Consider the following 10,093-nt stretch of genomic DNA (forward strand, 5'->3'; position numbering starts at 1 on the left):
GATCCCGTTAACCTCCACCATGAGCCGTTAGCTCAGTTGGTAGAGCATCTGACTTTTAATCAGAGGGTCGCAGGTTCGAACCCTGCACGGCTCATAGTTATGATTGAATAACTATTATTTAGAATAAAATAGCCACTTATGTGTAATGCGGGTGTGGCGGAATTGGCAGACGCACTAGATTTAGGATCTAGCGTTGAGAGACGTGGGGGTTCGAGTCCCTTCACCCGCACCATTTATATTGCCGGCTTAGCTCAGTTGGTAGAGCAACTGATTTGTAATCAGTAGGTCGAGGGTTCGACTCCTTTAGCCGGCACCATTTATTTTGTTAGAAAAATATTATTTTGCGGAAGTAGTTCAGTGGTAGAACATCACCTTGCCAAGGTGGGGGTCGCGAGTTCGAACCTCGTCTTCCGCTTTTCTTAAAAAGAAAGAAATTATGCCAGGATTTGGAAACAAATTCAAGCACCTTTTAGCCGGGGTGGCGGAACTGGCAGACGCACAGGACTTAAAATCCTGCGGTGGGTGACCACCGTGCCGGTTCGATTCCGGCCCTCGGCACTATTGCTTTAAAACACTATGATTGGCAATTGAAAATTGACAGAGTAGATGTTGAAAAGTACGAAGCAGGTGGAACATCTGACTTTGATTCTTATTATTTGATTATTATCAACTTAATAAGCATAACGCACCCATAGCTCAACTGGATAGAGTACTTGACTACGAATCAAGCGGTTAGAGGTTCGACTCCTCTTGGGTGCATTTCTTTTTTAAGAAAATCCAGCATTTTATGTCCACGGGAAGTAGCTCAGCTTGGTAGAGCACTTGGTTTGGGACCAAGGGGTCGCAGGTTCGAATCCTGTCTTCCCGATTAAGTTTAATGGGGCCTTAGCTCAGCTGGGAGAGCGCCTGCTTTGCACGCAGGAGGTCAGCGGTTCGATCCCGCTAGGCTCCATTTCTTATATTGGCGGTGTAGCTCAGCTGGCTAGAGCGTCCGGTTCATACCCGGGAGGTCGGGGGTTCGATCCCCTTCGCCGCTATTTTAGAGCTTGGACCTTTAGCTCAGTTGGTTAGAGCAGACGGCTCATAACCGTCCGGTCGTAGGTTCGAGTCCTACAAGGTCCACTTTTGAAAAAAAGTTCTTGTAAGAATGCATCAAATGTTGTATAATTTAATAGTTGTTAATTACGGAGGATTACCCAAGTCCGGCTTAAGGGAACGGTCTTGAAAACCGTCAGGCGGGTAAAACCGTGCAAGGGTTCGAATCCCTTATCCTCCTTTGCTGAATTTACTGCGATTGGCTTGCCAGAGCAGATGATGAACAGCATTTGACGAACGAAGTGAGAGAAGTTGTTCTCATTGAATTCGTAAATAGTCCATTTTAGTTAAAGGACAATTTATATAGTGAATAGATACTATAATATTATCGCGGGGTGGAGCAGTCAGGTAGCTCGTCGGGCTCATAACCCGAAGGTCGTAGGTTCAAATCCTGCCCCCGCAATTGCTTTTGAAAAAAGCTTAGTGACGTATGATGATAGAAACGAAATTTGGTTTGGTAGTTCAGCTGGTTAGAATGCCTGCCTGTCACGCAGGAGGTCGCGGGTTCGAGTCCCGTCCAGACCGTTTTCATTTTATATGTTGGCTCGGTAGCTCAGTTGGTAGAGCAATGGATTGAAGCTCCATGTGTCGGCAGTTCGATTCTGTCCCGCGCCATTTATAAATATTTTATTTTGCGGGTGTAGTTTAGTGGTAAAACCACAGCCTTCCAAGCTGTTGTCGCGAGTTCGATTCTCGTCACCCGCTTTTTTTTATGGGCCTATAGCTCAGCTGGTTAGAGCGCACGCCTGATAAGCGTGAGGTCGATGGTTCGAGTCCATTTAGGCCCATTTAATTTAATATTTCCAATTTATTGGTTATGGGGAAGTACTCAAGTGGCTGAAGAGGCGCCCCTGCTAAGGGTGTAGGTCGTTAACGCGGCGCGAGGGTTCAAATCCCTCCTTCTCCGTATTTTTTAGCAATACCTCAATCAGTAAATTTATTAAACGGCCCGTTGGTCAAGCGGTTAAGACACCGCCCTTTCACGGCGGTATCACGGGTTCGATTCCCGTACGGGTCATCATTAAAAAAGACATTCATAATCATATGAATGTCTTTTTTTGTTATGTTTAGCTATTTAATGATGAAGGGTAAAATCAAAAATAGGATAAATAATGAATAAGCAGTTTGAAATGACAACAATGCAGTTTTCTGATCTTTTCTATAAGTCAAAAAGGATATGCAGCGTAATACATATAATAAGCTAATAAAAGTGAATAAACTCCAAATAGAAAGCTTATCTTGACTAATTAAGCCTATTTGATAAAGATAAGGCGTAAAGAATAATAAATACAGTGCATTAAATTTACCATTGACTTCAAATCTATTTTTTAACAAAGAAAATAATAAAATGAATAAGGCAGGAAAGACCGCTAGTTGAACGACTGTCGCACTAATAAATTGAATTTGTACATAAAAAGCAATAAGTGTTGGCAAAATACCCGAAAATACCAGTGTCAGCAATTCAGAATAAAAGGTTTGTTTTAAAGGAATCACCTCACTATTTAAAAGCCAACCTACAAGTAAGAACATAACCAATAAAAAGGTAATTAACATATGTGTCATACTACCAATAAGAAAAGCTAAGAGCGCTGCAAAAAGATAGAAAATAACAAATAGTCTGATTAAAATCCGATTTGTTTTTTGATCTCTAGCAGCATCATTTGCCTTATTTTTTTGATAATGCTCAAAAGCCTGTATCGCGATTTCTGAAATAAGATAGAAGCAAGCCAAAAGGAACATATGGCCAAATTGGATGCCATTATATTTAGTGGCCAACACAGTCCCTAAAAAAATAGGTAGAAGAGTAGAAAAGACTGTATATAAAGATGATTGCTTATTTAATTTTAAAAAATCGAACATCGAAACACTCCTTAAGATTTCTATTCTTATACTAACACAAATATTGCCTAATGTATTTATCTTACTAAATTTGCTATAATGATAACAGAAAGTAAACTCAGATTTGATGGGGGAATTTTATGAAATTATTTAATAAAGATAAAAAAGGCTCAAAAGTACCGTTGTTACACACTGTTGTTGAAGAAATAGGTCCATTAGATTTAATTGCTGTACATCAAAAATGGGCTGGAAAAGAAAATTTATTTTTCTGGAGAGATGAAGCAGATGCTTTTCAAATGGTTGGATTTGGTGATTTGAAATTTTATGAACATCACCGTATGAGTCAACCACACTATGTTCAATTAATTGAAAAAAAGGTAGCTGAGCAAACAGATAGAAGCTATTTTGATGCAATGGTCTATGAAAATGGTACATGTGTCAAAAAACAATTATGGGATGAAAGTATGAAGGAAGAATTGGATGCTGAGGCTTTAGTTTTCCCGGATTATATTGGTGCAATTCGTATTCATGCCCAAATGTTTGATGCATTTAATGAACCGACTAAAGGTGATTTGTTTTATGATTGGCCCGCGGAAATTGATTTTATTCCTAATTGCTATGTGGCACAAAATAAAGAAAAAACATATTTAGTAACGAACCGTTTATACAAAGATATGAAAAAATTAGGTATGTTCCAAACTGAGTTAAAATGGCAGCAATATCGTCGTGAATTAATGCGTATTTCTGAACTTGAATTGAAGGAAGATACATTTGAGCTAAAAGAAACAACAGATATGTCCTACTCTACGTTAAAAGACAAGATTACAGCTATTCAAGCATTAATTAAACAGGAAAAAGTAAATCAGCTATCTTTGGCTCGCAATCGTCATTATTATTTCAATCATGATGTAGATGTATCAGCTGTTTTACAGCAGCTTTTATGGCAACATGAGACAGGCTATGTTTTTGCGATTTCACATAAAAAAGGAACTTTTTTAGGACACTCTAACCAATCCTTGGTTAAAGAGTCAGAAAACTGTGTTTCTATTGCGTATGACGGGATGCACGCCTCTTTACAGGCAACGATCACAACTGATGAAGAACGCGCTAGAATGCAACAAGAACAGTTAGATTGGCTATCTGATGTATTGGCTAGATTTACAGACGAGCCTTCTATTGCTATGGAAGAAACCCATACTCGTTTTTATGGTGATTTAAAGAAAGATGCTTCACTATTACACTTAGTTTCAGCACTACACCCATTACCAAGATATGGTGGCTTACCAAAGATTGATGCAGTTGGTATTTTAAGAGGCTTAGAAGAAGAAAGCCGTGGTTATTATGCAGCACCGATTGGATGGTATACAGGAAGCAATGGTGATTTTGCTGTTGCCAAAACAAGTGGTATTATCAAAGCAGATGAAGCAACACTTTATAGCAGTATTAGTGTCAGCCAGCACACTGAAGCCAGTGCAGCCTATAAAGTCATGGATAAAGCACTAAGTCAGCTAGAAGAAGCAATCTTTAATTCTGATAAATTTTAAACAAAAAAAGTCTAATTAATTTTCATAACAGAGAATTAGTTAGACTTTTTAATGTGATTTATGACAATGATGCTTATGCTCTTTTTTTTCAGGAACAGGATCATGCCCACCTTTGACAAAAGGATTACAACGTAGGATACGCCAAATACCCATACCGGTTCCTTTAATCGCACCAAATCGTTGAATGGAAACAATCATATATTCAGAGCAAGTAGGTTGATACCTGCAGCTTGGTGGAAATAAGGGTGAAATGAATTTTTGATAGAAACGAACCAGTAAAATTAATGGCTTCTTCACTGTATCTCATCCTTTCTACATAGAAGATATGCTTTTATCATAGAGAAGTTATCCGATTTCGTCAAGAAAATGATAGAGAGAAGCAGCAGATAGACAAAGTTTGAGTTTTTTATGGTAATAAAAAGGAGGCTGAGACAAAAGGCGCTTAGGTTCGAGCAATTGGAGCAAAAGACGAACAATTGTCATGCCTCTTAGGATTTTAATCCTTAGAGACATGATACAAATCGAACAGCGTTCGACTTTGTTCCTTATTCAATGTTTTGTGAACCAAATAGGTACCAATCATCATCTGCTCACTTACGTTTGCAGTGATTTTTGGCAATTGCCGAAGAACCTGCCTTTTGGCCACCGTTTATGGAGGCAACTTATGTCTTTTTAGAAGCAATTAAGGGGACGAGATAAAACTTTTGAGTTTTGTCTCATCCCCTTAAAATGTGAGTATATTACACATTTTGACATTTTTTTCAGAATATATTGTATACTCTTATTAAAATGCAATTAAATTTTTTAGAAGAAATGACAGTTGTTTTATTTTGTAATCCAAATGTCAAACGTCTTAATGATAAATTCGAGGATATCCAAAGTCATTCTCTCCTTTCGTTTAAGATTGTAAGGTCATTATAGCATAATTTAAAGAAGTGCAGCGTATTTATATTGGAAAAGGAGGGTTTTTATGAACGCTAGATATGGGATGAGCTTAAGAAAAATGAGAATGGAAAGAAAAATGTCGCAAACGGATATTACGAATAATCAAATATCCCGTTCATTGATTGCTAAAATTGAAAATGATGATGTAACCCCTAGTATTGATAAATTTAGGGTTATGCTACAGCAATTGAATATTTCTTTTGAAGAATTTTTCTATATAAATGATCACTACCACTTAAGCGACTTCGAAAAGTTTAAAAAGAAATTTTTTTCAATGGCTTCCAACTCGGATCAAGAGGTACTGCATGATCTATTAAAAGAATGTGATGACATGCTAGCCGTACATAGAAATACTTCTTTAATCGAAATTAAAGCGATTATTATGGCCATGATGAAAGTCTCAAACAATGAGTATCAAAAGGCGAGCAAATTAGTAGAGCCCATTTGGAAACGGATTTCTAAAATAGAAGTGTGGAGCTTATTTGATATTCATTTAATTAGTTATATTTTGTTTTTATTTCCAGTTTCTGTGGCGATTGATATTGTCAATAAAGCAATCAAATCTTTAAGAAAGTATGATGATTATTTAGAAAATAACATGCAGGAAATGAAATTAAAAATTAATTTAACACTGATTATGATCAAAAGTAATAAGGTATCTTCCAAAACTTTAGCTTATTTAGATGAAGTCCTAACAGAGTCAAAAAAAGAATACAATAGTTTATATTATATAGTAGCTCTTTCTAGAAAAGGAATTTGTCGTGTAATGACTGGAGATGAGAAAGGCATAGAAGATATAGAAAAAGCTTTGTTATTATGCCAAATGATGGATGATGTTAACTTGTATAATGGATTATTAAAAGAAAAAGAAGTTTATTTGGGCGGAAAATAGCATCGTTTAAAAAGAGAGTCTATGTAATGAGTCGTTTTTTTTAGTAACAAAATATTGAGCCCATAAAAGATTTCAACAAAAAAGTGTAAAATTGCTTATTAAAAATTAAGTAGGCAGTTATATAGGAAATCTAAATTACCAAATGTATAGCCAAAAATACACCAGAGAGGGAGCGTTTCTATGACAGAAGTATTATTATCACAAGATAAAATCAATCGCTATGGCAATCGTTTAAAAACAGCAGGGAGCAATTTTACTTTCCTTCCATTTTCGGAAACAAGTGCACCTTATTGTAATGGACAATCTATGTCTAGCTTAGTGCGAGCATTAGAAGCGATTTCAAATGTAATGGATTTATATGGACCTGCTTTGCAACAAGACGGGGATAGGTTAATTCAAATGGGTGAGTTGTTTGAAGAAGCTGACAAGCAGGTGAAAGAAAAAATTAGCCAAGGCATGCTGTCTTCATGAGTAAGAAAAGTATGGAGGACATCATAGAAAAACGAAAGCAATTAGCTCAAATTGAAGAAGATGAATTATTTTTAATCAAGCAACGAAATCAGTTAGAGGAATTAGAGGACGACTTCATTCATTTACAGAGACAAGAAAAGGAATTGTTGTCCATACTAGAGGAAAGCTGGCAAAGTCATCAAGGCAGAAGCTGTTTGTATGAAACAGAGGAGCAAGCCTTTGAACAACAGCGAGCATTTCAACAGGACATGGTGCAAAAGCAAGATCAATTAGATGAACGAAAAAAAGATTTATTATATAAGCGCATACAAACAGAAGCAACTTTAGAACAACTAAAACGGGACGTGAGAACATGAGTAGAATCGACATCGGTGAGTTAGAGGCCTTGCTAGCAGTTTCTTCAAGGATGAGAGATAGCCAAGTAACAGAATTAGCGCAATTAAAAACGTATTTAAATGAATTTTTAGCGGAGCAACAATTAAAAGGTCATGCGGTGGAAAGCGCAAAGCGTTATTATGAAGTTGGATACATCCCGTTGATTCAAACTACCAGTCATACATTGGATTTGTTAATAGAGAAGTTGGAGGCCTATATCCGGCATTTTTATGAGGATGTAGATCATACTGGTGGGCGATTGGATTCGAAAGGATTAATGGAATTAGAGGATAAAATCGATCACTATAATAGAGAGGTTGAGGGCTTAAAACAGCGGATGAGTGCGGTTAGTGAGTCTGAGCTAACACCTAAGCTAGCGCAGCTAAATGATTCAGTTTTTAGTATGTATGAAGAAAAAGAACTATTAGAGAAGTATCTGGCTTTTGAAGAAAGTCATCGAATCTTCTTTAGTGAAATAGAATCAATTTCTTATAATATTCAAAGTGGCTTGAGAGAGCTCACAAATAAGGTTGGCTTTTCGGACATTCATACAGGGTATGATATTTCTGGCTTAAGTAAACATTGGCAAGAATTTATTCAAAAGAAAAATAAAGAATTTGATGAGCGTGATAAAGCTGGTGGAGAAGAAGCAGAACGTCTAAAAGAATATACAATTATTAAATGTGTAGACCCGATGACTGGAAAAGTGACATGGGCAATAGAAAAAAATGGACTAGGTATTATTGATCCAGATTTACAAGCTTATCTTGATAAAGTAGGTGATGGATTAAGCGAAAAAGACTATCATATACTAGAAATCACACCAAAAGAATGGGCAGATAGAGTAAATGAAGCGTGGAAAAGAAATGGGACAGACTATTTTTCTGGAAATCAATATGGTGGTTGGTTATCATCTTTAGCTCATGGACAAGATTTTATGGATGGAATTAAAGAAAGTGGTGTCTATGATGCGTTGTGGAGTTTAGGTACGCTCGCTTCAGCTATTAGGAATATTAATAAGATGAATAATATAAGTAAAAATAGTAAGATTGATAAATCTAATGACGTAAATTTTAATTGGGAAGCACAGCAACCCGTTATTGGGGAACAATGGAATAAGTATTTTCAAGAAAAATATGGAGCTGAGAATGTCCGCTGGAAGCCAACCTCTTTTGAGGATATTATTATAAATCCTGAACGCTTATATGGAAGTACAAAAGAAGAGATTCGTTCAATTTTAGGTGATGGATGGATTGAAGGTGTATATGGTAGCAAGGGAACTGGTTGGAAGTTTACGAGTTCAGAAGGAAGTATATTTTACCATGGTGGAGGAGGTGTTCATGATGGAACTTATTATGGATTTTCTAATGGGGTTAATGGTAGAGTGAAAATTGTTAAACAAAAAGATGGATATAATCCAACAAGTGATGATAAAGCAACTATAATATGGCTTGACTGAAAGGAGACGATATAAAAATGATGGCAATAACTATAGGACAATCGTTAGATTTCTTTCTAGATACTTTATTGAAATCTAGCAGTAAGAATTTAAAGTTATCTGATGAGGTACTTGAACATTATTTACTTGAAGAATTTGCAACAGGTGCGCCTGCTTTTTTTAGTGATTTTACATTAAATAGGCTTGAAGATGGTGGTATTATTGATGATGAAATTGTAAAGAAAAGTAAAATGTTACAAAAAAAATATTTATTAGTTGATTCATTAAAGGTTTGGGATGCTAGTTCAATAAGGAAAAGTGAAGAGTGGAAAGAAATAATGCATTTATCGGATGAAATAAAAGAACTGATTGATGAAAAATGGACTGAGGAAGAAATAGAATACTTAAAGAAATAGAATATGAGAAGCGTATGACATATATATACTGCTTATTGGAGTCATACGGATGAAATAAAATGACGTACGAAGAGTTAGTAAAAACATTAGCTTATGGAGAAGAATACAATTTTTATTATAATAATGAAGAATATTGGATAAGTAAAAATAAAGAAGGAAATTATTTGACTAAAGTTATAGATGGAACAACTCAATCTTTTGCAAATTCAGATGAACTTTTGGAAAAGGCTAAAATAGATGGGAAAACAATCAAGGAATTGTGGCATGTTATAAAATATAATTTTTGATTTAAAATATGTTATTTATTATTTGTAGATACAGTAGAAATAACTTTTCAGTAGAGGCATAAAATAATGTTAATAAAAAAAATATATAAAGAGATTTTGAATAAGAAAGAAGAAGATTTGACTGAATCTGAGTTATATTTTTTAGTGAGACAGGATTTATTAAAGGAACTAGCTATAAAGAATACTTTTATAGTGGTTATGAGGAACCCCTTAGCAGGAGAAATGTATCAAGGACAGTTTTTAGAAATATTGACTGAAAATATAGACATATTTGGAAGTAAGTTCAAGAATGAAATACTAATAATTTTAAATCAAACAAGAAAGTTAATGTGAAATATTATCGTTAAAGATATTTAAATATTTTTATTTGAAGAGTTTAATATTATTGTTTCCAAAATGGTAGAAGAAGTAGTGGTGCAAACCTCAATAAAAACCATGTAACATCAAGATTATTCAGGCATACTGCAGTAAGCATGTCAGCAGAAGCAGGCGTATCATTGGAAGCAATCAAGGAAATGATGGGACACAGTAGCAGTAAGATAACGGAAACGATTTATTTACATGTGACTGATTACACCAAGAAAGATACACTTTTGAAACTTGATGCACATATGAAAGAAATAGGTCAAAATTAGGTTAAAAAGAAATTTTCCATCATTTACCCCTTGCAAAGTACATGGCTATCGCGTTATAATGATATGATTTTAATACAATTGCATATCCCGAGAGGATTGGAACGACCTTGTTTAAATACTTTTAACTATGTATAAAGCCATAAAGATATGGCTTTT

Annotated in this window: 10 protein-coding genes, 18 tRNA genes and 1 pseudogene; 27 read left to right on the forward strand and 2 right to left on the reverse strand. The window is 35.4% G+C overall.

The annotated features are described in order from the left end of the window. Window positions 1–21 precede the first annotated feature (21 nt). From BMW29_RS10485 to BMW29_RS10570, 18 genes are all read left to right on the forward strand, one after another. A tRNA-Lys gene (locus BMW29_RS10485) sits at window positions 22–94 on the forward strand. A 53-nt stretch (window positions 95–147) separates the two neighbouring features. Beyond that, window positions 148–232, forward strand: a tRNA-Leu gene (locus BMW29_RS10490). An 8-nt stretch (window positions 233–240) separates the two neighbouring features. After that, window positions 241–316 (forward strand) — tRNA-Thr (locus BMW29_RS10495). A 27-nt stretch (window positions 317–343) separates the two neighbouring features. Then, a tRNA-Gly gene (locus BMW29_RS10500) sits at window positions 344–415 on the forward strand. Window positions 416–472: 57 nt separating this feature from the next. Further along, window positions 473–558 (forward strand) — tRNA-Leu (locus BMW29_RS10505). 127 nt (window positions 559–685) lie between these two features. After that, window positions 686–759: transfer RNA gene (locus BMW29_RS10510), tRNA-Arg, on the forward strand. Window positions 760–794: 35 nt separating this feature from the next. Continuing rightward, a tRNA-Pro gene (locus BMW29_RS10515) sits at window positions 795–868 on the forward strand. A gap of 11 nt (window positions 869–879) precedes the next feature. Further along, a tRNA-Ala gene (locus BMW29_RS10520) sits at window positions 880–952 on the forward strand. An 11-nt stretch (window positions 953–963) separates the two neighbouring features. After that, window positions 964–1,037, forward strand: a tRNA-Met gene (locus BMW29_RS10525). 11 nt (window positions 1,038–1,048) lie between these two features. After that, window positions 1,049–1,122, forward strand: a tRNA-Ile gene (locus BMW29_RS10530). Window positions 1,123–1,186: 64 nt separating this feature from the next. After that, a tRNA-Ser gene (locus BMW29_RS10535) sits at window positions 1,187–1,276 on the forward strand. Window positions 1,277–1,424: 148 nt separating this feature from the next. Continuing rightward, window positions 1,425–1,498, forward strand: a tRNA-Met gene (locus BMW29_RS10540). A gap of 48 nt (window positions 1,499–1,546) precedes the next feature. Then, window positions 1,547–1,620, forward strand: a tRNA-Asp gene (locus BMW29_RS10545). Between the two features lie 17 nt (window positions 1,621–1,637). Next, window positions 1,638–1,710 (forward strand) — tRNA-Phe (locus BMW29_RS10550). Window positions 1,711–1,729: 19 nt separating this feature from the next. Further along, a tRNA-Gly gene (locus BMW29_RS10555) sits at window positions 1,730–1,800 on the forward strand. Window positions 1,801–1,809: 9 nt separating this feature from the next. Continuing rightward, window positions 1,810–1,883 (forward strand) — tRNA-Ile (locus BMW29_RS10560). A gap of 31 nt (window positions 1,884–1,914) precedes the next feature. After that, window positions 1,915–2,002 (forward strand) — tRNA-Ser (locus BMW29_RS10565). A gap of 39 nt (window positions 2,003–2,041) precedes the next feature. After that, window positions 2,042–2,113, forward strand: a tRNA-Glu gene (locus BMW29_RS10570). Between the two features lie 53 nt (window positions 2,114–2,166). Here BMW29_RS10570 and BMW29_RS10575 read toward each other — a convergent pair. Further along, window positions 2,167–2,955, reverse strand: a complete 789-nt coding sequence (locus tag BMW29_RS10575) for a UbiA prenyltransferase family protein (protein WP_092653163.1) — start codon at window positions 2,953–2,955, stop codon at window positions 2,167–2,169. Between the two features lie 119 nt (window positions 2,956–3,074). Here BMW29_RS10575 and BMW29_RS10580 point away from each other — a divergent pair, with 119 nt between their 5' ends. Then, on the forward strand, window positions 3,075–4,478 hold the full coding sequence (locus tag BMW29_RS10580) for a chorismate-binding protein (RefSeq protein ID WP_092653165.1): 1,404 nt from the start codon (window positions 3,075–3,077) through the stop codon (window positions 4,476–4,478). Window positions 4,479–4,526: 48 nt separating this feature from the next. Here BMW29_RS10580 and yidD read toward each other — a convergent pair whose 3' ends face one another. Beyond that, entirely contained in the window at window positions 4,527–4,775 is a 249-nt protein-coding gene (gene yidD / locus BMW29_RS10585) for a membrane protein insertion efficiency factor YidD (protein WP_092653167.1), read from the reverse strand. A gap of 673 nt (window positions 4,776–5,448) precedes the next feature. Here yidD and BMW29_RS10590 point away from each other — a divergent pair. The 8 genes and pseudogenes from BMW29_RS10590 to BMW29_RS10625 form a co-directional block, all read left to right on the forward strand. After that, window positions 5,449–6,315 (forward strand): Rgg/GadR/MutR family transcriptional regulator, encoded by an 867-nt coding sequence (locus BMW29_RS10590; protein WP_092653169.1) that lies wholly within the window; start codon window positions 5,449–5,451, stop codon window positions 6,313–6,315. Window positions 6,316–6,495: 180 nt separating this feature from the next. After that, window positions 6,496–6,786 carry a DUF3130 family protein gene (locus tag BMW29_RS10595; protein WP_092653171.1) on the forward strand — a complete coding sequence of 97 codons (291 nt, stop codon included), beginning with the start codon at window positions 6,496–6,498 and terminating at the stop codon, window positions 6,784–6,786. Window positions 6,787–6,797: 11 nt separating this feature from the next. Then, the gene (locus tag BMW29_RS10600) at window positions 6,798–7,142 is read left to right on the forward strand and encodes a hypothetical protein (RefSeq protein ID WP_092653173.1); all 345 of its coding nucleotides are present in this window, start codon (window positions 6,798–6,800) and stop codon (window positions 7,140–7,142) included. Beyond that, window positions 7,139–8,620, forward strand: coding sequence for a T7SS effector LXG polymorphic toxin (locus BMW29_RS10605; RefSeq protein WP_092653175.1), 1,482 nt, complete (start codon window positions 7,139–7,141; stop codon window positions 8,618–8,620). The genes BMW29_RS10600 and BMW29_RS10605 overlap by 4 nt, the downstream gene beginning before the upstream one ends. A gap of 17 nt (window positions 8,621–8,637) precedes the next feature. Further along, window positions 8,638–9,015, forward strand: a complete 378-nt coding sequence (locus tag BMW29_RS10610; RefSeq protein ID WP_092653177.1) for a hypothetical protein — start codon at window positions 8,638–8,640, stop codon at window positions 9,013–9,015. A gap of 59 nt (window positions 9,016–9,074) precedes the next feature. Then, window positions 9,075–9,302 (forward strand): hypothetical protein, encoded by a 228-nt coding sequence (locus BMW29_RS10615; RefSeq protein WP_092653179.1) that lies wholly within the window; start codon window positions 9,075–9,077, stop codon window positions 9,300–9,302. A gap of 66 nt (window positions 9,303–9,368) precedes the next feature. After that, window positions 9,369–9,635 (forward strand): contact-dependent growth inhibition system immunity protein, encoded by a 267-nt coding sequence (locus tag BMW29_RS10620; RefSeq protein WP_092653181.1) that lies wholly within the window; start codon window positions 9,369–9,371, stop codon window positions 9,633–9,635. A 95-nt stretch (window positions 9,636–9,730) separates the two neighbouring features. Further along, window positions 9,731–9,937, forward strand: a pseudogene (locus tag BMW29_RS10625) (tyrosine-type recombinase/integrase); the annotation flags it as partial. Window positions 9,938–10,093: the final 156 nt, after the last annotated feature.

The organism is Isobaculum melis, from assembly GCF_900111355.1.
Lineage (GTDB): Bacteria > Bacillota > Bacilli > Lactobacillales > Carnobacteriaceae > Isobaculum > Isobaculum melis.